23 protein-coding genes are annotated in these 19,221 nt (G+C 46.7%); 7 read left to right on the top strand and 16 right to left on the bottom strand.

The genetic code is table 11. The features are described 5' to 3' along the window. Nucleotides 1-13: 13 nt before the first annotated feature. Nucleotides 14-280 (top strand): hypothetical protein, encoded by a 267-nt coding sequence (locus tag BW931_RS07990; RefSeq protein WP_076571395.1) that lies wholly within the window; start codon nucleotides 14-16, stop codon nucleotides 278-280. Here BW931_RS07990 and BW931_RS07985 read toward each other — a convergent pair. The 7 genes from BW931_RS07985 to BW931_RS07960 form a co-directional block, all read right to left on the bottom strand. Beyond that, nucleotides 273-527, bottom strand: a complete 255-nt coding sequence (locus BW931_RS07985) for a hypothetical protein (protein WP_076571393.1) — start codon at nucleotides 525-527, stop codon at nucleotides 273-275. The genes BW931_RS07990 and BW931_RS07985 overlap by 8 nt on opposite strands. Before the next feature lie 147 nt (nucleotides 528-674). Beyond that, complete coding sequence (mbcS, locus tag BW931_RS07980) at nucleotides 675-2,240, bottom strand: acyl-CoA synthetase MbcS (RefSeq protein WP_076571391.1); 1,566 nt, start codon at nucleotides 2,238-2,240, stop codon at nucleotides 675-677. 151 nt (nucleotides 2,241-2,391) lie between these two features. After that, nucleotides 2,392-3,243 carry a YitT family protein gene (locus BW931_RS07975; protein WP_008588437.1) on the bottom strand — a complete coding sequence of 284 codons (852 nt, stop codon included), beginning with the start codon at nucleotides 3,241-3,243 and terminating at the stop codon, nucleotides 2,392-2,394. Between the two features lie 154 nt (nucleotides 3,244-3,397). Further along, nucleotides 3,398-4,267 carry a DNA-3-methyladenine glycosylase family protein gene (locus tag BW931_RS07970; RefSeq protein WP_076571389.1) on the bottom strand — a complete coding sequence of 290 codons (870 nt, stop codon included), beginning with the start codon at nucleotides 4,265-4,267 and terminating at the stop codon, nucleotides 3,398-3,400. 130 nt (nucleotides 4,268-4,397) lie between these two features. Then, nucleotides 4,398-5,702, bottom strand: a complete 1,305-nt coding sequence (locus tag BW931_RS07965; protein WP_076571387.1) for a Na+/H+ antiporter family protein — start codon at nucleotides 5,700-5,702, stop codon at nucleotides 4,398-4,400. Between the two features lie 98 nt (nucleotides 5,703-5,800). Next, entirely contained in the window at nucleotides 5,801-5,950 is a 150-nt protein-coding gene (locus tag BW931_RS13620; RefSeq protein WP_008588430.1) for an SE1561 family protein, read from the bottom strand. Between the two features lie 106 nt (nucleotides 5,951-6,056). Next, nucleotides 6,057-6,446, bottom strand: coding sequence for an OsmC family protein (locus BW931_RS07960; RefSeq protein ID WP_008588428.1), 390 nt, complete (start codon nucleotides 6,444-6,446; stop codon nucleotides 6,057-6,059). A 144-nt stretch (nucleotides 6,447-6,590) separates the two neighbouring features. Here BW931_RS07960 and BW931_RS07955 point away from each other — a divergent pair, with 144 nt between their 5' ends. After that, on the top strand, nucleotides 6,591-7,760 hold the full coding sequence (locus BW931_RS07955; RefSeq protein ID WP_008588425.1) for an MFS transporter: 1,170 nt from the start codon (nucleotides 6,591-6,593) through the stop codon (nucleotides 7,758-7,760). 18 nt (nucleotides 7,761-7,778) lie between these two features. On the opposite strand, the gene BW931_RS07950 is transcribed toward BW931_RS07955, so the two are convergent. The 7 genes from BW931_RS07950 to BW931_RS07920 form a co-directional block, all read right to left on the bottom strand. Next, nucleotides 7,779-8,729 (bottom strand): metal ABC transporter substrate-binding protein, encoded by a 951-nt coding sequence (locus BW931_RS07950; protein WP_076571385.1) that lies wholly within the window; start codon nucleotides 8,727-8,729, stop codon nucleotides 7,779-7,781. Nucleotides 8,730-8,795: 66 nt separating this feature from the next. Further along, nucleotides 8,796-9,209: a Fur family transcriptional regulator gene (locus BW931_RS07945; protein ID WP_076571384.1), complete on the bottom strand. Its 414-nt coding sequence runs from the start codon at nucleotides 9,207-9,209 to the stop codon at nucleotides 8,796-8,798. After that, nucleotides 9,206-10,063, bottom strand: a complete 858-nt coding sequence (locus BW931_RS07940) for a metal ABC transporter permease (RefSeq protein WP_008588418.1) — start codon at nucleotides 10,061-10,063, stop codon at nucleotides 9,206-9,208. The genes BW931_RS07945 and BW931_RS07940 overlap by 4 nt, the downstream gene beginning before the upstream one ends. After that, nucleotides 10,060-10,833 carry a metal ABC transporter ATP-binding protein gene (locus tag BW931_RS07935; protein WP_008588416.1) on the bottom strand — a complete coding sequence of 258 codons (774 nt, stop codon included), beginning with the start codon at nucleotides 10,831-10,833 and terminating at the stop codon, nucleotides 10,060-10,062. The genes BW931_RS07940 and BW931_RS07935 overlap by 4 nt, the downstream gene beginning before the upstream one ends. A gap of 102 nt (nucleotides 10,834-10,935) precedes the next feature. Next, nucleotides 10,936-11,628, bottom strand: a complete 693-nt coding sequence (locus BW931_RS07930) for an amino acid ABC transporter permease (protein ID WP_076571382.1) — start codon at nucleotides 11,626-11,628, stop codon at nucleotides 10,936-10,938. 12 nt (nucleotides 11,629-11,640) lie between these two features. Continuing rightward, nucleotides 11,641-12,519 carry a transporter substrate-binding domain-containing protein gene (locus tag BW931_RS07925; RefSeq protein ID WP_076571380.1) on the bottom strand — a complete coding sequence of 293 codons (879 nt, stop codon included), beginning with the start codon at nucleotides 12,517-12,519 and terminating at the stop codon, nucleotides 11,641-11,643. 120 nt (nucleotides 12,520-12,639) lie between these two features. Next, complete coding sequence (locus tag BW931_RS07920) at nucleotides 12,640-13,107, bottom strand: low molecular weight protein-tyrosine-phosphatase (RefSeq protein ID WP_008588409.1); 468 nt, start codon at nucleotides 13,105-13,107, stop codon at nucleotides 12,640-12,642. A gap of 135 nt (nucleotides 13,108-13,242) precedes the next feature. Between BW931_RS07920 and BW931_RS07915 the strand changes: the two genes are divergently transcribed. After that, nucleotides 13,243-14,598 carry an alanine/glycine:cation symporter family protein gene (locus BW931_RS07915; RefSeq protein ID WP_076571378.1) on the top strand — a complete coding sequence of 452 codons (1,356 nt, stop codon included), beginning with the start codon at nucleotides 13,243-13,245 and terminating at the stop codon, nucleotides 14,596-14,598. Nucleotides 14,599-14,711: 113 nt separating this feature from the next. On the opposite strand, the gene BW931_RS07910 is transcribed toward BW931_RS07915, so the two are convergent. Together BW931_RS07910 and BW931_RS07905 are read right to left on the bottom strand one after the other, a co-directional pair. Then, nucleotides 14,712-15,077 (bottom strand): DnaJ family domain-containing protein, encoded by a 366-nt coding sequence (locus BW931_RS07910; RefSeq protein ID WP_076571376.1) that lies wholly within the window; start codon nucleotides 15,075-15,077, stop codon nucleotides 14,712-14,714. An 11-nt stretch (nucleotides 15,078-15,088) separates the two neighbouring features. Beyond that, the gene (locus BW931_RS07905) at nucleotides 15,089-15,832 is read right to left on the bottom strand and encodes a YkgJ family cysteine cluster protein (RefSeq protein ID WP_008588403.1); all 744 of its coding nucleotides are present in this window, start codon (nucleotides 15,830-15,832) and stop codon (nucleotides 15,089-15,091) included. 132 nt (nucleotides 15,833-15,964) lie between these two features. On the opposite strand from BW931_RS07905, the gene mreBH reads away from it, so the two are divergent. From mreBH to BW931_RS07885, 4 genes are all read left to right on the top strand, one after another. Continuing rightward, on the top strand, nucleotides 15,965-16,972 hold the full coding sequence (gene mreBH / locus BW931_RS07900) for a rod-share determining protein MreBH (protein ID WP_008588401.1): 1,008 nt from the start codon (nucleotides 15,965-15,967) through the stop codon (nucleotides 16,970-16,972). A gap of 228 nt (nucleotides 16,973-17,200) precedes the next feature. Then, complete coding sequence (locus BW931_RS07895; protein ID WP_008588398.1) at nucleotides 17,201-17,497, top strand: hypothetical protein; 297 nt, start codon at nucleotides 17,201-17,203, stop codon at nucleotides 17,495-17,497. A 34-nt stretch (nucleotides 17,498-17,531) separates the two neighbouring features. Beyond that, the gene (locus BW931_RS07890) at nucleotides 17,532-18,452 is read left to right on the top strand and encodes a ketopantoate reductase family protein (RefSeq protein WP_076571374.1); all 921 of its coding nucleotides are present in this window, start codon (nucleotides 17,532-17,534) and stop codon (nucleotides 18,450-18,452) included. Nucleotides 18,453-18,567: 115 nt separating this feature from the next. Continuing rightward, complete coding sequence (locus tag BW931_RS07885) at nucleotides 18,568-19,218, top strand: hypothetical protein (protein WP_076571372.1); 651 nt, start codon at nucleotides 18,568-18,570, stop codon at nucleotides 19,216-19,218. Nucleotides 19,219-19,221: the final 3 nt, after the last annotated feature.

Below are 19,221 nucleotides of genomic sequence, written 5' to 3'. Positions count from 1 at the left end.
GGAAAAGTTATTCATGAAAAAATTCTTTGAAAAATGGAAGCTTGACGCCCTGTACGTACCCCTTGTAACCGCATACCCGGCGGGCTTATGGTTGCTTCTTGGATCGACGGAATGGCACGCTACGACACTGACTCTTTATATATTATGCATCCTCTTTTTATCATTCTCCGGCTTCGTGGAAACCGGTGGAGATTCAGGCAAAGAAATTTTTTTCGGCTACGTCTATCTGACAGGTGCCCTGTTCTTTTCTGCAGCCGGTTTGTGGATGTGGCTTATATAAAGAACAGGAAAGGCAGAATCATTGGTATCATGATGATTATAGTGAAAATCAGCCACTCTGTCTTCCGGTCCCCTTTCACCTGTTTGTAATAGGACATCCCCCAGGCTAAAAGCAGCAGACCCGTCATAATTATACTCCTTAAATGCAAGTCCCCGTCTTTATTATTCGTAAAGATGAACAGCCCTCCCTCCACCAGTATCAGTATACCGACGATACTATTGAAGATATGATGAAATGTATTGCTCATGTTACTCTCTCCTTTCTACTTCCATCATACCTTATAGCTCTTACTTCCATAAAACAAGAAAAATTCCCGCGCGAAAAGCTGTCTTTTTTCACTAAACAGGCGCAGAAGAGCGTTGTTCTTCTGCGCCTGTTTCTGATATTATTTCATTTATTTCTCTTTCTTCCTCAATTCGATTCTCCGTATTTTTCCTGAAGTCGTCTTCGGCAGCTCCTCGATAAACTCGATTTTTCTCGGATATTTATAAGGGGCCGTTTCCGCTTTAACATGATCCTGCAGTTCTTTGACGAGCTTCTCGTTCCCTTCCACGCCGGACTGCAGTACAATAAAAGCTTTGACTACGTTACCTCTTACCTCGTCGGGACTTGCGACCACTGCGCATTCCTGGACGGCTTTATGTTTCACGAGAGCATCTTCCACTTCGAAAGGCCCGATCGTGTATCCGGAACTGATGATGATGTCATCACTTCGGCCTTCGAACCAGAAGTAACCTTCTTCATCTTTTTTAGCCTGGTCTCCGGTAATATAATAATCCCCTCTCCGGGACATTTTCGTACGTTCCGGATCTTTATAGTATTCTTTGAACAGGGCCGGTGTATCAAGATGCACCGCTATATCCCCTACCTCCCCGACTTCTGCCGGTTTACCTTCTTCATCGATTACATCCACATCGTTGCCCGGTGTAGGGCGACCCATCGATCCCGGGCGCACTTCCATATCTTTCATAATCCCGACAAGCAGAGTGTTTTCCGTCTGACCGTAACCATCCCGTACCGTGATGTTGAAATGATTCTTGAACGTATCGATCACTTCCCGGTTCAGCGGTTCACCTGCGGATACGGCACTGTGAAGCGATTGAAGCGAATAATCATCAAGATTATCCACTTTGGCCATCAGCCGATACTCCGTAGGCGTGCAGCAGAGAACATTCACGTGATAGTCCTGCATAATCTGCAAGTACGTCCGCGGGTCGAATTTACCCTGATAAATAAGGCCACACGCCCCCGTGCCGAGAACGGAAAGGAAAGGTGTCCAGATCCACTTCTGCCAGCCCGGTCCGGCTGTAGCCCAGACTACGTCGTTCTCTTCTATAGCCAGCCATTTGGATGCAGCCGTCTTCAGATGGGCGTACCCCCATCCGTGAGTGTGCACCACACCTTTCGGGTTTCCGGTAGTCCCGGACGTATATGGAAGAAAAGCTGTGTCGTCCCTGTGGGTCGGAGCCGCTTCCAGTTCCTCCGATGTATTTTTAATTTTTTCTTCAAGAGATATCCAGCCTTCTTTCCCTTCTCCGACAGAAAACAGATGAAGATCATCGATCCCTTTCACTTCATCAAACTGTGAAGTGAATGGATGATAGCAGGCTACGGCTTTCGCTTCTCCGTGTTCTATGCGGTACTGCAAATCTTTTGCCCGCAACATCTCCGACCCCGGTATAATGATGATCCCTGTCTTCATAGCAGCAAGATATACTTCGTAGGCTTCAATCGTCCGCGGAATCATGATAACTATTTTGTCTCCCGGTTTCAGTCCTTCATTCAGGAAAGCGTTACCAATTTTGTTTACTCTTCTCATTAATTGCTGATATGTAGCTTCCTTTTTGTTGCCTTCACTGTCAATCCAGATTAAGGCCTTCCGTTCTTCACCCCGGGCATACTTTTCCATTTCGGAAATAATATTATACTGTTCCGGTGCAATGAGTTCCTTTCTATCCATTAAAAATCCCCCCAAATAAAATGTATCTCTTTCATTATACCTAAGATTCTGATTTTTTGGAATGATTCAAACAATTATTATGCCAGAAAAAACCTGCTTCGAATAAAGAACTTTACGCAAAAGGGTTCTTTGTCCAAAGCAGGAGTATTTATCAGGAAGCTAAACGTTTGAAGTTTTCTCCCAGTATTTCATTCATTTTGTGTACAGTGATAAACGCATGCTCATCAATGAGAGTCATGGATTTTTTCAGGAGAGTGTATTCTTTTCTGGTCAGCACCGTAGTGATCACTTCTCTGTCCTCTTTGTTGAAAGCACCCTTAGCCTGATGGATAGTAGCTCCGCGACCCAGTTTTTCTACAATATACTGACGGACTTCGTCACTTTCCTGGCTGATGATGACGACTTCCTTGTTGTCTTCGAACTGTTCGAGAGCGTAATCTATAACGAGACCGTTCAAAATGACTCCGAAAAATGCATACATGCCGATAGCCGGGCCGAATACGAGTACGGAAGATATCGCGATAGCAATATCGGAGACGAGAACCCCTTTCCCGACTTCAATGGAGAAATATTTATTGAGAATCATAGCGATAATATCGGTACCTCCGGTGGAAGCACCCTGATGGAAGACGATAGCCATTCCGGAAGCTGCGATGATCTGACCGATAATCAGCTGAATCAAAATGTCCTCGCTGAGCGCTTCCTGAATAGGAAAATACGTCTCAAGCCCCCACACCATGAAGGATAAAGCGAAACCCGCATATATCGTCTTCGCGCCGAAACGAAAACCGAGAAAAATGAATCCGACGATAAATAAAAGAATGTTGAGTATAACCATAATCAGCCCGAGAGACAGTCCAGGGAAAACATTACTCATTACGATGGAAAGACCACTGACGCCTCCGGTAGCCAAATCGTTAGGAGACAGAAAGTAAGTTACGTTCACTGCTACAAAAAGAGCACCAAGATTCATCAGCAAAAAACTTTTCATTTGTTTCCACATGGAACACAACCCCCTCGTTTTATCCGTAATTTCTTCTCACAAAGACGGATTATAACGAGTCTTACACCCTTTGTAAACAGGCTTCGGAAAACTTTCCCAAGTAAGCGGATACACCCTGAAACTTCTGAATTATCTCCACTTTCAATGCATTTTATTACTGTTCCATAAGACTTCTCCACAACAGGAGTGAAGCATAACTTCTGTAGGGTGCCCACTCCCGGCTGACCCGAAGCATTTCTTCCTGCGAAGGTTTCGATTCTTTTCCGAAATACAACTTCCAGGCGTTCTGGATCCCTACATCCGCTTCCGGAAAGAGGTCTGCACGGCCGAGTGCTCTCATCTGCCAGTTCTGGGCCGTCCACTTCCCTATTCCCCGCACTTTGGTCAGCTGCGTTATCGTATCTTCCGCACCAATCTGTTCAAAATCGTTCAACTCCAGCTCCTCGCGGGCGATTTTACCGGAAGTATCGATTACATATTCCGCCTTTCTCTGACTGAACTGCAGTTCCCGGAGGTCATCATATGCGAGTGAAGCCACTTTCTCCGGAGACGGATAAAACCAGACGCCCTTTTCCTTTTCCCCGAAATTTTCTACAAATCTGGTACTCAACCGATATGCGAACGTTTTATTAAGCTGCTGATGGATAATCACTCTCATGAGTGCATCATACATATGAAAACTTCGGACTACCGGTGTGGCCGGAAACTTTTTCTGAAGGTCGGCTAACGAAGTCCCGAGGAAGTGAGCGTCCACTTTCTCAAGATCAACGTCCCATTGAAAAATTTCGTAGAGTCTATTTACTACAGTATCTCTGTCCCGCTCCCCCGTAACCCGGAACTCCGGCGCATCTCTTGTACCTGTAGACTGCACACGTGCGACTTCTCTTTCATTGCCATGAAGTACCAGCGGAACATCCACCCACTGTTCCTGCTTGTCCAGCCGGATGAGCGGGTCTTCTCCCATCCGGTCCAGTACAAACGAAAAATCATAACGGAACGGCAATTCGATATTTTCTGTCCACATAATCATTCCTCCCGCTTTTTCTCTACCTTACTTCAGTATAGACGAAACCTTAGGCTCTTCAGGAACCGTTGAAAATTAAAAGCCTTACTTCTTCCCGAAGAGAAAAAGTAAGACTTTCAATAAAGTGCCATCAGAATAGAAGGCTCGCCGCCCATCCGAAAATGATCAGAGGTATATTATAATGCAGGAAAGTCGGTACGCATGTATCCCAGATATGATTGTGACGACCGTCCGCATTAAGACCCGACGTAGGTCCGAGCGTACTGTCGGAAGCGGGGGACCCGGCATCACCGAGAGCCCCTGCCGTACCGATCAGAACAGCGATCGCCATAGGAGAGTAACCGACTTCCAGGCAAATCGGAACGAATAACGCAGCAAGAATAGGGACGGTAGCGAAAGACGAACCTATACCGATGGTAACGACAAGGCCTACGAGAAGAAGCACGAGTGAAATTACTGCTTTATTATCACCGATCATGCCTGAACTCGATTCCACGAGGTCCTGGACAGAAGCTGTTTCTGTAAGGACGTTAGCGAACCCGGCAGCCGTCAGCATGACAAAAGCGATAAAACCCATCATGGTTATGCCCTCTCCCATCGTACGATCACCATACTGAAAAGGAACGACTCTGAAGATGAACATAACGATCAGTCCGGCAAGAGCTGCAAATATAAGGTTCCCCCACACTGCCTGTATAAAGAGCGTCACTACGATCGCTATAATGGTGTAAACGTGCTGTTTTCGAAATGTCACCTGCTCATCTTTCGGTATTTCAGAAAGACCGCTTCCATCCGAAGCGCGCGGCTCCCTTGGTCTCCTGTAAGTGATAAGTACAGCGACGAGAAGACCGGTCACCATCCCGAGACCAGGTATTATCATCGATTTGGCGATCGTACTGATAGATGTTTCCACTCCATTCGACTGCATCGCATCCTGGATTGTCTGGTGGAAAATAAGACCGAAACCGAGCGGAATAGTGACATAAGGTGCTTTCAAACCGAATGTCAGTGCTGCCGCTACAGCTCTTCTGTCCAATTTCATCTGGTCGAACATGTGTAAAAGCGGTGGAATAAGAATCGGAATAAAAGCGATGTGTACAGGGACGACGTTCTGTGAGAGACTCGCCACTGCTGCTATGATGAATACGAGCCATACTTTTTTATCTTTCAGCAGGTGCAGGAGCGTCTGCACGAGAAGCGTCGTAATACCCGAAAAACTGATGGCGGCCGCAAAAGCTCCCAACAGTATATAACTGAGCGCCACCTCAGCCTGGTCTCCCATGCCGGCGATGAACAAATCCAGAGCCTCCGTCAGCGATTCTCCGTTCATCACTCCCGCTGTAAGACCTGCAGCTATAATTGCTACTATAACATTGACCCTGGCCAGACTGAGAATAGTCAAAACCAGCACGGATACAATAACAGCCGATGCCATCATCTCCACCCCTTTCATCTCATTAACGATTTACCATGATAAAGAATAAATATAAAAAAATCAACCCTTTCACATAATGTCTGAAAAGGTTGAAAAAGTCATTTCATTCTATCTTCGAGTTCATCAAGCATTCGTATCAGTTCATCAATGTCTTTGACGTCCGTTTCCTCCGGATCCAGTTCATCGATCCGTTCGGCGAATTGAGCCAACTTCAATTTCAAATTACTCAGTTTTTCCTGATCCTCCATAAAAAGCTCCTTTTCTTCTAAATCGATTCCAGTTCATGATAGTACAGTTCAACCGCACTGTCGATATTTTTTCCGGAGAAAAAGCCCTCCAGGCAGAGGGCTCCAGTCAGCTCAGTTGAATACACTCTATCGTTTCTTCAATGTCGATACTGTCTTTCACTGACTGCACCATCGAGCAGTTTTTTCTTGCTACTTCAAGGTTTTTAGCCAGCTTATCCTGGTTCAGATGATATCCTTTCACTACGTAATGAAGATGGACTTTTTCAATCCGGTTCGCTTCATCAGGGTTTCTTTTCACATCAGCTGTAAGATTGATGTCTTCATATTTGATCCTCTGCTTATCGAGAATTTTCCGGTACACACTCATGCTGCACCCGGCTATGGAAGCCGTCATCAGCTGGTAAGGACGGAAACCGTAATTCTCATCACTGGAAATATTAAGATTGTCGAACTCGAATGATGTACGGATGCCTTCATCTTTCAGATAAAATTCCATTCCCTCTCACTCCTCTGTTAAAATGCGTCTTTATTCATAGTATAACCGATTCATCTGTATTTCTAACGTAAAATTAATCTTCTTGCAAACGATCCCTCTGTTCGCTTATTCTGTAGGAAGACTTTACCGGAGGGAGGAAGTACCATGTTCAGTGTAAAACAGAGATTTCGTGTCTTAATAGGACTCGTTACTATTTCCGGTTTTTCTCAAGGGATGCTCCTCCCTCTACTGGCTGTCATTCTGGAACAGAACGGAGTATCCTCCTCTTTGAATGGCATCCATGCTACAGGTCTTTACATAGGTATTCTCCTTGCTTCCCCTTTTATAGAAAAGCCGCTCCGTTCCCTCGGCTTCAAGCCGATTATTATGGTCGGAGGTCTCCTGGTGGTTACGTCGCTGTTCCTTTTTCCTTTCTGGCAGTCCCTATGGTTCTGGTTCGCCCTCCGTGTAGCTATAGGTATCGGGGATCAGATTCTGCACTTCGGTACGCAGACGTGGATTACGACTACGGCCGACAAAGGAAGCCGCGGACGCAGTATCGCCTATTACGGGCTGTTCTTCAGTCTCGGTTTCACACTGGGCCCTCTTATGACCAATCTTCTTTCGGTCAGTACGTACTTTCCTTTCCTGCTGGCTTCTTTCCTCAGTTTGGGCGTATGGCTGTTCATGCTGAAAGTGGGAAATGAATTTCCGGAGGAAGATTACGCCTCCGCTCACGGATCCAGTTCGTTCAGAAGATTCCTCAAAGCCGCCGCAATAGCCTGGCCCGCTTTTCTCGGTCCGCTCTGCTACGGCTTTCTGGAAGCGTCGCTGCACGGCATATTCCCGGTTTACGGCTTACGTATCGGTCACAACGTGCAGACCGTCTCTTTCATTATTCCGGCCTTCGCTGCAGCAAGTCTTTTATCACAGATTCCGCTCGGCCGCTGGAGCGATTCCATAGGGCGCCCTCGCGTCATACGCTATGCTCTTGCCGGAGGCACAGCCGCTTTTCTCATCGCTTCCTTCTACGAGTCTTCGGCCACTGTACTGTTTCTATGCTTTGCTTTCGCCGGGCTTTGTGTCGGATCTTTATTTTCCCTCGGCATCTCTTATATGACCGATCTTCTGCCCCGGGAACTCCTCCCTGCCGGAAATATATTATGCGGGATGTCGTTCAGCATCGGCAGTATTCTCGGTCCGTTTCTGTCGGGGATCGTTCTTGACATACTTCCGGGCCTGTCTCTCTTCTTTTTGATCGTAGGTCTGCTCGTCTTTATTTTTCTTGTGTTCTTCTTCAAAAAAGATGTATCCGTCACGCAGGACCCGGTCTGAAGTGTAGACGGGTCTTCTTTACCGGTTCAAGGCCTGTTCGAGAACTTCCCTGTTTTCTTCCATGATGTCGAAGTAATCTTTTCCATTTTCCGCTTCTTCTTCTGTTCTCGTAGCCAGATTATGCAGATAAAGGGCTTCTGCCCCTATTTCTTCCTGGACTATATCCGCCGCTTTCATAGACACGTTCTTTTCGAACAATACGTAGTTGAGTCCATGCTCCTCTGCAGTTTCGATCACGTGTTCGAGTTCTTTTTGGGAAGGTTCATTCGTAGAGGAGAGACCGGCTACGGAAATCTGCTTTAAGCCGTAGGCGTCCTCCCAATACCCGTAAGCCGCGTGTGAGACTATCACTTCCTGAGTATCCGCCTCTTTAATGGTGGCAGCCAGACGTTCATCAAGTTCGTGAAGTCTTGCCTTCAACTTTTTTGTATTCTCGCTGAACTCATCCTTTTTTTCCGGATACATAGTCGCCAGTTCCTTTTCAATCTGTTCCGCCACTTCCGCCATGATTTCGGGATCGAGCCATATGTGAGGATCTTCTCCGCTCGCGGAATGGCTGTGCCCGGCGTGATCTCCGCCTTCTTTTTCTTCATGTCCGTTCTTCTTCAGTCCTTCCATGCCTTCCGCTGCAGCAACCGTCCGGACATCTTCCGCTTCCAGCGTATCGGCGATCGTCTCTGCGTATGCCTCGAAGTCATCTTTCGTGTAGATGAATACCTCTCCTTCTGCCATACGTACCATTTCCTTGGTCGTCGGTTCATACGTATGTGCATCCGCACCTGCCGGCAGGATAGACTCGACCTCAAGCGTCTCACCTGCTATTTTCTCAGTCATAAACTGCAATGGATACACAGTAGTATAAATGTCGACTTCGGCTTCCTTATTCCCTTTTTCCCCGTTCTCACCGCTATCGCAGGCCGAGAGAACGACTACTGCGAGTAAAAACAGAGCAATACCTGACTTTTTCATTCCACACACCTCTCATCCATAACAATTACTTCACGCCTGAAAGTCTTTCTTTATAAACTCACGGGGTTAAGCACATAGCGGGCACTTCCCGTAAATTTCAAACTTATGACTTTCCACATCATAGCCTTTTAAATCTTCATTTATCTTTTCCATCGGACAGAACTCTATCAGCTTCGTTTTTCCGCAGTCTGTGCAAATAAAATGGTGATGATGGTGCCCGGCACCGCAGCTGAGCCGGAAATGTTTTTCGCCTTCAAGTTCTGTAGCCTCAAGCACGTTTTCTCCGGATAAAAGATAAAGATTCCGGTAGACTGTATCGAAACTTATATTCGGAAACTCCTTCTGCATATCCTGAAGTATCTTCTTTGCCGGTACGTACTGATCGTGCGATGCGAATATTTCTATAATCCGCTCCCTCTGTTTCGTCTTCTTGTACCCTTTCTCCTTCAGCTGTTGTAAAGCACGGTTCATTACACTCATACTTTTTCTCCTTTCTCAAAAAGACCGGAACGGAATTTTTTGTACAGCATACTTATCATAAGAAGCACCACCGCAGCCATTACGATCGTCCCTCCCGGCGGTACATCCAGCTGATACGCACTGATCAGCCCGATAACAACGGAAATTTCTCCGAACAGTACCGAAAGACCGATTGTCTGCCTGAAACTGACGGACATGCGGAGAGCGGATGCGACAGGCAGCGTCATGAGTGCCGAAACGAGCAGTATGCCGACTACCTGCATGGCCGAGGCGATGACGAGAGCTACCATTACAATAAATAAAAAGTGGACGAACCTGGCATTCACCCCGGCAATGGACGCATGATCTTCGTCAAAGGAAAGTACGAAAAGCTCTTTGTAAAACATAAGGACGATAATTACCACCAGCGTGGTGATGACAGCTACTGTCCACATATTTCCTCTGCTGACGGCTGTAACGCTTCCGAATAAATAACTGAATAAGTCCGTATTGAATCCGTCTGCCAGAGAAATAAGTATAACACCGAGGCCTATTCCGCCCGATAACATGATAGGGATTGCCAGCTCTTCGTAATGCTTGTACACTTTTCTCAATTTTTCTATGAACACAGCCCCCAGAACGGAAAACGCCATCCCCATATACATCGGGTTCCAGTCGTCCACTGCCGATACACGCTTTTCAATCAGCAGACTGGCAGCAATCCCCGTTAAAGTGATGTGGGAGAGAGCATCCGCTATCAGCGACAGTCGCCGGACAACGATGAATACTCCAAGCAAAGGAGCTACAAGCCCGATAAGCAGACCGGTAATCACCGCATTCTGTAAAAATTCATATTCCACAATCGCTTCAATCATAGTGAACTCCCTTCGTGGTTATGAGTAAGCTGCTGCAGGGAGTGACCATACATCAGACTCAAAGTTTCATCGTCCATATTTTCGTAATCCTCCGTGGAACCATGGAAATGGACTGTTTTATTCATGCAGGCAACGTGTGTAGCGTGGCTTGTAATGGTGCCGATATCGTGACTTACCATTAAAAGAGTGAGATTGCGCTCTCCGTTCAATTTAGCTAAAAGATCGTAGAAAGCAGTAACATGTTCACTGTCCACTCCGACAGTGGGTTCGTCGAGAATAATCAGGGAAGGGTCGCTCACCAGAGCACGGGCAATAAACACCCGCTGCTGCTGCCCTCCCGACAATTCACCGATAGAGTGTTGGGCATATTCTTCCATCTCCACTTCGCGCAAAGTGGCAAGCACTTTATCTTTATGACTGTGATTAAAGAGCTGGAACATGTTCATGCGGGACACAAGGCCTGAGCGCACGACTTCATAGACGGTAGCCGGAAATCCGGAGTTAAAACTGTTCGCTTTCTGTGAAACAAAGCCCACTTCCTGCCACCTATTGAACTTTTTCACTTCTTTACCAAACAGCCGGATGTGTCCCCTGACCGGTTTTTCGAGACCGAGCATCAGTTTGATAAGGGTGGATTTACCGGAACCGTTCGGTCCCACAAGACCGACGAACTGCCCTTCGTTTATAGTCATGTTCACGTTCTCCACTACCCAATTCCTGTCATATTTGAAAGACACATCTTCAAGTTCAATAAGCGGTTCCTGAGCCATGATTCGCCTCCTCCAATTATAAATAAGAATGATTACGATTTAGATTATATAGTAGCCCGGTGAATGTGTAAAGAAAAAAACGCCTCCGTCTCCGGATGGCGTTTATACATATCTGTTATACCTTTTCTCCAAATAGTTCTGAAAGAAAGAGAATAATAAAGTCAGAGCCCAGTAAACGAGTGCGGCAGTAATGTACATCGTCATGGAATCTACCGTTCTCCCTGCCGCTATCTGCGCTTTATTCAATATTTCGGGCACAGTGATCATTGCTGCGAGAGAGGTAGCTTTCAACAGGTCAAGAAACACGTTGGCAAGCGGCGGAATGGCCACTCTCGTCGCCTGAGGTACGATGATTCTTTGTAATGTCTTCCAGTAGGAGAACCCGAGAGCCCGGGAAGATTCCCACTGGCCCTCGTCCACACTTGAAAGTGAGGAGCGTATGATCTCCGCCACGTAAGCGGCACTGTTCGTCCCGAAACCGAGAACGGCAGCTGAAACGGCATTGATTTCAATACCTACAGCCGGAAATCCGAAATAAATGACGAACAGATACACAAGGATCGGCGTTCCCCGCATGAACGATATGTAAAATCTGGCGGGAAGCTGCAGCCATAGCTGAGCCGACGACCGTGCCAGAGCCAGAAAGAAACCAAGAACCAGACCGAGAACCATACCTGCCAGAGCTACAAGCACTGTGTAGGGGATCCCTTCCAATATCAGGGGCAGATTTTCGATAGAACGTTGAAAATTAAATAGTTTGCCGGGTTCAAAATCGTCTATCTCGATTCCGATCATTTTATTCCCTCCTTAAAGATCCATTTCATCTACAGAAGGAATATCCTCTTCCGGCCGTTTGGACACGTCCGCATTATAAAATTCCTCCGACAGCTCTTTCAGCGTTCCATCTTCTCTCATTTCCGTAATCGCCTCATCGACCTTCTTCTTCAGTTCGTCCGCATCCTGCGGAAGAACGACCGCAATTTTGGCTTCGTTGAATTTAATGTCCGGATGTATCTTCACATTTATATCAGGAAGAGCTTCTGTCGCCAGTTTCTGCAGGTAGTAGTCGTTAATGATAAAATCCGTACGTCCATTCTCGACATCACGCAGATATACATCATTAGTCACATTATTGTATGTCTTCAGCTCAGCTCCCAGTTCCTCTGCGAGCTGGGAGTGCGTAGTGGTCGCTCCCCCACCGTGTACTTTACCGGAAACGTCCTCAAGCGTTTCAATTCCGGATAAATCATCTTCACGAACAATTATCGAAGTGAAGGAATATTTATAGGGCTCGCTGAATGCGAAATCCCTTTTTCTTTCTTCAGTGATTTCAAAATCGTTGGCTACCATATCCACTCTTCCATTTTTAAGGGCTGGAAGCATGCCGTCCACACCGATTTCTTCGAAAGAAATATCGATATCCAGCCGTTTACCGATTTCTCTCAAAACCTCCACGTCATAACCGGTCAGTTTATCCGATCCCTCCGGATAGTAAGTGGAAGCAAGCAGGGTTCCGGAAGTTGCTACAGTCGCCCCTTCTTCCTGAAGCTGCTTGAATAATGTCTGTTCTTTCTCACCGTCTTTGCTGCTATTGCTCTTCTCACTGGAGTTCTCGTCACTGCCGGTCCCGCAGGCAGCCAGTACAAGAGTAAAAGCGAGAGCAAATAAAAATATTATTTTTTTCATGTATACACACCTTTCTATTTTTTAACAATTCCAACTATACCAATCTTCTGTATCACTATTCAATCATACACACCTCTTTTTTTCATAAAAATAAAGGAAGGCATCCCGTGCCTTCCTTCCCTATAATGAGTGGTCTCTTCTGATAGAATCCAGAAGCCCTTCACAACCGCTGTTCACGAGCTCAAACGTTCCTTCGAAATCGCCAGTAAGGTAAGGGTCAGGCACTTCACTTTCCGGAACATTTTCGGCGTAATCCATCAGTTTCTGTATTATGACACCCTCTTTGTCATTGATCGCTTCTACATCTCTCAGGTTATTATCATCCATGACGATCAGGTAGTGGAAATCTTCCCAGTCCTGTTCCGTAATCTGCCTGGCTTTCGTATCTGTCATACGTATGTGATTTTTCCGAAGGACAGCCCGGGTACCTTCATGAGGAGGAGACCCCTCGTGCCAGTGTCCCACGCCGGCAGAGTCTGTATCTATTTTATCCTGTAACCCCTCCTGTTCAACCTTACTGCGAAAAATGGCTTCGGCCATCGGTGACCTGCAAATATTACCGAGACAAATGAATAATACACGAATCATAATAGTAACCTCCTTCACTCTTCTTATTATAAATGATTTTTCTGTTTTCCTCACTTTTTCCTATAAAAACCTTGACTTTTAGTTGAATTTTCGGAATATTTAGTATGTAAGCATTATCTTACAAGGGGGATTCAGATGGACAGATTAAACGAAATACTTGGGAACATAAGCGGCCTCGTATGGGGCTGGCCTCTCCTCGTACTGCTTGTAGGTACAGGTGTTTACTTAACGCTTCGGCTGGGTTTTTTACAGTTCCGGACTCTGCCTTACGCTTTGAAACTTGCATTTAAACCAAGCGCTCAGCAGAAGGGAGAAAAAGGAGACATCTCCCACTACCAGGCTCTGACCACTGCACTTGCCGCCACAATAGGTACAGGTAACATAGCAGGGGTGGCTACAGCGGTCGTGCTGGGCGGGCCCGGAGCAGTATTCTGGATGTGGATCACCGCTATATTCGGCATGGCTACTAAATACGCAGAAGCAATACTTGCCGTAAAATACCGGGTCGAAAACAACAAAGGTGAAATGTCAGGTGGACCTATGTACTACCTTGATCGCGGACTCGGCCAAAAATGGCTGGGAGTGCTTTTCGCATTTTTCGGAGCTATCGCCGCGTTCGGCATAGGGAACATGGTCCAGGCCAACTCCGTCTCCGATGCTGTAGTCCAGACATTCAACATTCCGACATGGATTACAGGACTGATTCTTCTCGTGTTTGCCGGTCTCGTTCTTCTCGGCGGAATCAAAAGCATCGGCCGTGTAACGGCATTTTTCGTTCCGATTATGGCAGCTTTTTACGTTCTTGGTGCATTAATAATCATTATTACTAATTTTGAACTCGTAGGCCCTGCCTTCAATACGATTTTCACAGATGCTTTCAGCGCTAATGCAGTCGGAGGAGGTCTTCTCGGTACTGTCATCCGTTACGGGGTAGCCCGTGGAGTCTTTTCGAACGAAGCTGGACTCGGCTCGGCACCGATCGCCGCCGCTGCTGCCCGTACGGACTATCCCGGCCGTCAGGCTCTCGTGTCCATGACACAGGTACTTATTGATACGATTATCATCTGTACAATGACCGGACTGACCATCGTTATGGCCGGGGAATACAAGGGGGAAGGAAGCGAGGATGGTGCTGCCCTGACCACCGCATCGTTCAGTGCTTTCCTCGGCGATATAGGAGGATACATCGTCACGTTCGGACTGATCTTCTTCGCTTTCTCCACTATTGTAGGCTGGTCCTATTATGGAGAGAAATGCTTCGGTTATCTGACTAACGACCGGGGGCTCGGATTTTACAAAATTCTTTTCGTCGCCTTTGTATTCATCGGTGCGGTAATTGAACTCAGTACTGTCTGGACCTTCGCTGATGTCATGAACGGTCTTATGGCTTTCCCTAACCTTATCGGACTTCTCCTGCTTTCCGGAGTCGTAGCCTCGGAGACGAAGCGGTTCCTGAAAGTCGCCAAAGAGGAGAAGCGTTCTGCAGGTTAACAACGGTCTCTATTCTTAAAGAAAAAAATGAAGCCTCTCCCTCACTTGCCTGTGCGGGGGAGGCTTTCCTATCAGATCTGTATGGCCCGGAGGTCGCTCGGAAAGTTTATGTTTTAAAGCCGCTTTCTTATGGAACTTTCATATTGGCCGAAAGTTCCGGACTGGGCCATTTTCCTCTTTTCCATAAGCATTTGAAAACGGATACGTTTCTCCGTCAATTTCCTTTCCGTGCGTTCTTTCTCTTCGGGATCCGCAATCTGATCCAGCAGTTCCTCGAGTTCCACCACTTCTTTCTTAATCTGCATCTCTTCAGGTAACATGCCGGCGTTTTTCAATACGCGGTAGCTGTTCCTGAGGTCATCCGGCACGTGGGCGAACTCATCTTCCGGCAAAGGTCTGCCCTTTCCCGGCAAATCATCGAGGTCTCCCTGATCAACCGCCTTTTTAATTTTCTCTTCAACGATGTGAGCAAGATCCATCTCCCCACCCCCTATACGTGCATTTCTCCCTGCCGATACTGTCTGATCCATCCCGGAAGGTAATCATAGCTCCAGGCGTCCATCGGGTAATCGACAGGAAGTTCTTCCCCGTTTTCATACAGGGCCTGCACAAGTTCATTTATACCCTGGAAGTAAAAATTATAAAGAAAGTCGTAACTTGTCGTCTCTTTCGGCATGTGTTCCGTAGCACAGACTGTCGGGTCGGAATAGTTCACGTACGTACGGCACGGTACCGGTCTGATTTCATACGCCTTGCACAACTGTTTCTCCTCATCCAGCATCGGACACGGTAAATTCAGCTGTTTGTATTTCCATTTCATCTCGGGGTCGTCTTCCTCAATAGCCAGAGCCTCCTCCAGCTTCCGGGGAAACTTTTCGTAGTATTTTTCCCAGTGTCTGTAGATATCTTCTTTTCTATCCGGCTCCATATGTTCAATGGAGCGGAAGAAGAGTTTCGCTTCCATTTTGCTGACCCTTATCGGGAAATAACAGCAGAAAGCACAGCCCATGAAACAGTTCGGTTTCATTTCCATGAAAGAATCTATATCCGTCATCGTTTCATCCACCGAACGGAGCAATTTCTCGAAACCTTCGAGAATGATACTCTCCGTATCTTTTTCACTTTCCAGAAGATCATCTACGACTTCCTCAAAGATGGAAACATCCAGTTCATACGATTCATTCAGGACGTCACTTTTTTTTCGTATGTCTTCATAAGTCAAATAACCGCCCACTGCAGCGTCCCCCTGTCTTTACTTTCCCCCGATTATAAAACAATCACTCATTTATTTCTATCACTGTTTTCCCAAATACATTATAATAGAGTTATCCATTCAGAAAAATCTATCATCACTGGAGTGAAATCAATGCTATCTAACGAAGAAATCGGAATTGATCTTGGTACCGCAAACATACTTATCTATTCCAAATCCAAAGGAATGTTATTGAACGAACCTTCCGTCGTCGCCTACAATACGGACACCAAATCAGTGATCGCCGTAGGGGAAGAAGCTAAAAAGATGGTCGGGAAAACACCAAAGAACGTCATACCCGTAAGGCCGCTCAGAGACGGAGTGATCGCAGACTTCGACATGACCTCCCAGATGCTGAAAGAATTTTTGAAGAAAGCCGGGAAATCCTCCGGTATGTCTATCAGAAAACCTACGGTAGTAGTGTGCACTCCGTCCGGTTCCACCTCCGTAGAACGACGGGCAATCGAAAACGCTGTGAAAAACTACGGCGCCAAACAGGTGCACCTCATTGAGGAACCGATAGCAGCGGCTATAGGAGCGGATCTGCCCGTAGATGAACCGCTTGCGAACGTTATAGTGGATATCGGTGGCGGGACGAGTGAAGTGGCTATCATTTCGTTCGGGGGCGTCGTCTCCAGCAACTCCATCCGCTCCGGCGGAGATGTGATGGATGAGGAGATTATGAATTACGTACGCAAACAGTACAACATGCTTATCGGCATCCGGACCGCCGAACTGATTAAAATGGAAGTCGGCCAGGCTCCGGTCGAGCATGAAGAAAGAACAATGGAAGTGCGGGGGCGGGACATGGTGACCGGTTTGCCTAAACCGATTCAGCTCACTTCTACAGAAATACAGGGCGCCTTGAAGGAGATTCTTGCACAAATTCTTGAAACGATCCGCACGACTCTCGAAAGCTGTCCTCCTGAACTAAGCGGGGATATAGTCGATCGCGGTATTATACTTACGGGCGGAGGTGCACTTTTAAACGGTCTGCAGGACTGGCTGTCAAGTGAGATCGTTGTTCCTGTACATATGGCCCCGAACCCGCTGGAGTCTGTCGCAGTCGGAACGGGCCGTTCGTTGAAAATGATAAAAAAATTACAGAAAGCCAATAAATGATTTAAAAGAAAGCACCGCCGCACCGGTGTTTTCTTTTTGCATGGAGGACTTTTTCACTTATCCCATGCAGGTAAAAGCGTTTAATAACAGGCTATAACAGGAAAGGAATAAGGGACGATTGTTGTTTATCGGGAACAGAATCGGCATCTTTCCGGAGAAATTACAGCTTCCCCCGAAAATATTTGAATACAAAGCGGCCTTACCGCGAGCAGAAAGGGAGGGATCATTATGAGTGCAACAACTTTATTAAAATGGATCACCGGTATTTGTGAGGCTTTTCTGGCTATCCCGGTCATAGGCGGGACGTTTATACTGAGCGGCGGCTGGCAGCCGCTACTATTTATGTTCGTTTTCCACGTAATCGTACTTATCGTTTCCGTTAAGCAGAACGAATTCAGCTCAGGAAGCGTCGCCGGTATGGTGGCGAACGCCCTCGGAATCATACCTGTAGTCGGCTGGATCCTGCATACCATCACTGCAATCATTCTCATCATTGATGCAGGGAAATCCACGGTTAAAAAATAATCGTTTCGTAAGTATTTGAGAGGGAGGAATTGAAGTGAAGATAGTCATTGTGGGAGCCGGGGCTCTCGGAGCTTACTTCGGGACGAGGTGGCATGATGCCGGTCACACCGTCATCAATCTCGTTCGTGAAGGAAGAGCTGAACAGTTAAGGACACACGGAATGAAAATCCACAGTAATGTAGAAGATACGGTATGGGAAAACCCGAACATCGCAGAGGATCCTTCCGTGATAGAAGATCCGGACCTCGTGGTTCTCGCCGTTAAAGGATACCATCTGGAGGGGACGATGCCCTGGCTGAAGTCTCTCGTAAAAAAAGGCGCAAAAGTTCTGCCCCTTCTGAATGGTGTGGAACATTACGCTATTTTGGAAAAGGAACTGGGAGAGGAGACAGTCCTCGGAGGTCTTGCCTTTATTATAGCTACCCTTAATGAGAAAGGGCATGTGGAACATACGAGCGACTTCCATAATATAGTGTTCGGCCCTCTTCACCCTTCCCAGGAATCGATATGTGAAGAGCTTTCCCTTGCCGGGGAACAGGCAGTGATGAACAGCCGGTGGAGCTCGGACATTCTGAAGGAAATCTGGAAAAAGTACATGTTCATTACAGCTTTCTCCGGTATCACTACCTCAATGAATACCACTATCGGAGACATCCGTGCCTATCCCCCAACCTTTACTATTGCCAGGCGAATGCTTGAGGATATGCAGAGACTGAGCGTCGCCAGAGGAGTTAAAATAGGGCAGGATGAAGTGGATCATGCTTTTAAACAGCTCGAAAATCTTGGGAACGACATGACTTCTTCCATGCATCAGGATCGACGGAAAGGGCTCCCGCTTGAGCTGGAGCATCTCCACGGAGGAGCGATGCGGCTGGCAGCGGAAAAGAACCTCACCCTTCCCTATATCGAAACGATTTACGGAATCATAAAACCTTATGACGGAATGGATTTATAATTCGGAAGCTGCTCTTCTAAAGAGCGGCTTCTTCTTTTTTTACGGCTCATGTGCGCACGTCTGCCCTTCAGAAATGTTCCATGCTATAATGGAAGTCTCAAAGGAGGGCTGCAGGATGAATCGCTGGAAAAGAAGACCAGGAAAAACAGCATATGAAGTATTCATGGTCCTTCTCGCCAGTTTATCTGTAGCCACCATATGGCAGGAAATGCAGTACGACAGTCTTATTGTGTGGGGAACGTGGGCTATATTCTTTCTCGACTTTCTCTATCGTTTCTTTAAAAGTGAAAGCAAACTGGATTTTGTCAAAAAACACCCTTTTATAGTCATTGCCGCCATTCCACTGGATGCTGTCTTCCAGCTTGCGCGTTTTGCCAGAATTCTTCATCTGCTCCGGTTGAAATCTATCACCAAATACTACACGAAGCCGTTTCTCCGCTTTTTGAAACGCCAACATCTCGGTTTTGTGGCAGGAATCATCAGCATCGTGATCTTTTTACTTATTATCCCTCTTACTTGGATAGAGGACGAACTGGAGACCTACTCCGACGCATTCCTTAGTGCACTTCTTTCTATTACATTCTTTGGCAGAGCCACCTTTGAACCGGATACTCTCCCCGGCCAGGTGATCGTCGTTATCTTCACGATTCTGGGAGTGATTCTGCACGGTCTGATCATTTCTGTCGCAATCGATTTTCTTACTTCGCTCCCCTTGTTCAGGCTGGGAAGAAGAAAAATCAAAAAAATTATCGATAAAAAGAACTGAAAC

It is taken from the genome of Salimicrobium salexigens (assembly GCF_900156705.1).
GTDB classification, from domain to species: domain Bacteria; phylum Bacillota; class Bacilli; order Bacillales; family Halobacillaceae; genus Salimicrobium; species Salimicrobium album.
The sequence above is the reverse complement of the archived record's forward strand: the minus strand, read 5'-3'. Positions and strand labels throughout refer to the sequence as shown.

What these genes read in the sequence shown, in the direction of transcription:
- BW931_RS07990 (WP_076571395.1), top strand. Translation starts at nt 14, where the DNA reads ATGAAAAAATTCTTTGAAAAATGGAAGCTTGACGCCCTGTACGTACCC.
- BW931_RS07985 (WP_076571393.1), bottom strand. Translation starts at nt 527, where the DNA reads ATGAGCAATACATTTCATCATATCTTCAATAGTATCGTCGGTATACTG.
- mbcS (WP_076571391.1), bottom strand. Translation starts at nt 2,240, where the DNA reads ATGGATAGAAAGGAACTCATTGCACCGGAACAGTATAATATTATTTCC.
- BW931_RS07975 (WP_008588437.1), bottom strand. Translation starts at nt 3,243, where the DNA reads ATGTGGAAACAAATGAAAAGTTTTTTGCTGATGAATCTTGGTGCTCTT.
- BW931_RS07970 (WP_076571389.1), bottom strand. Translation starts at nt 4,267, where the DNA reads ATGTGGACAGAAAATATCGAATTGCCGTTCCGTTATGATTTTTCGTTT.
- BW931_RS07965 (WP_076571387.1), bottom strand. Translation starts at nt 5,702, where the DNA reads ATGGCATCGGCTGTTATTGTATCCGTGCTGGTTTTGACTATTCTCAGT.
- BW931_RS13620 (WP_008588430.1), bottom strand. Translation starts at nt 5,950, where the DNA reads ATGGAGGATCAGGAAAAACTGAGTAATTTGAAATTGAAGTTGGCTCAA.
- BW931_RS07960 (WP_008588428.1), bottom strand. Translation starts at nt 6,446, where the DNA reads ATGGAATTTTATCTGAAAGATGAAGGCATCCGTACATCATTCGAGTTC.
- BW931_RS07955 (WP_008588425.1), top strand. Translation starts at nt 6,591, where the DNA reads ATGTTCAGTGTAAAACAGAGATTTCGTGTCTTAATAGGACTCGTTACT.
- BW931_RS07950 (WP_076571385.1), bottom strand. Translation starts at nt 8,729, where the DNA reads ATGAAAAAGTCAGGTATTGCTCTGTTTTTACTCGCAGTAGTCGTTCTC.
- BW931_RS07945 (WP_076571384.1), bottom strand. Translation starts at nt 9,209, where the DNA reads ATGAGTGTAATGAACCGTGCTTTACAACAGCTGAAGGAGAAAGGGTAC.
- BW931_RS07940 (WP_008588418.1), bottom strand. Translation starts at nt 10,063, where the DNA reads ATGATTGAAGCGATTGTGGAATATGAATTTTTACAGAATGCGGTGATT.
- BW931_RS07935 (WP_008588416.1), bottom strand. Translation starts at nt 10,833, where the DNA reads ATGGCTCAGGAACCGCTTATTGAACTTGAAGATGTGTCTTTCAAATAT.
- BW931_RS07930 (WP_076571382.1), bottom strand. Translation starts at nt 11,628, where the DNA reads ATGATCGGAATCGAGATAGACGATTTTGAACCCGGCAAACTATTTAAT.
- BW931_RS07925 (WP_076571380.1), bottom strand. Translation starts at nt 12,519, where the DNA reads ATGAAAAAAATAATATTTTTATTTGCTCTCGCTTTTACTCTTGTACTG.
- BW931_RS07920 (WP_008588409.1), bottom strand. Translation starts at nt 13,107, where the DNA reads ATGATTCGTGTATTATTCATTTGTCTCGGTAATATTTGCAGGTCACCG.
- BW931_RS07915 (WP_076571378.1), top strand. Translation starts at nt 13,243, where the DNA reads ATGGACAGATTAAACGAAATACTTGGGAACATAAGCGGCCTCGTATGG.
- BW931_RS07910 (WP_076571376.1), bottom strand. Translation starts at nt 15,077, where the DNA reads ATGGATCTTGCTCACATCGTTGAAGAGAAAATTAAAAAGGCGGTTGAT.
- mreBH (WP_008588401.1), top strand. Translation starts at nt 15,965, where the DNA reads ATGCTATCTAACGAAGAAATCGGAATTGATCTTGGTACCGCAAACATA.
- BW931_RS07895 (WP_008588398.1), top strand. Translation starts at nt 17,201, where the DNA reads ATGAGTGCAACAACTTTATTAAAATGGATCACCGGTATTTGTGAGGCT.
- BW931_RS07885 (WP_076571372.1), top strand. Translation starts at nt 18,568, where the DNA reads ATGAATCGCTGGAAAAGAAGACCAGGAAAAACAGCATATGAAGTATTC.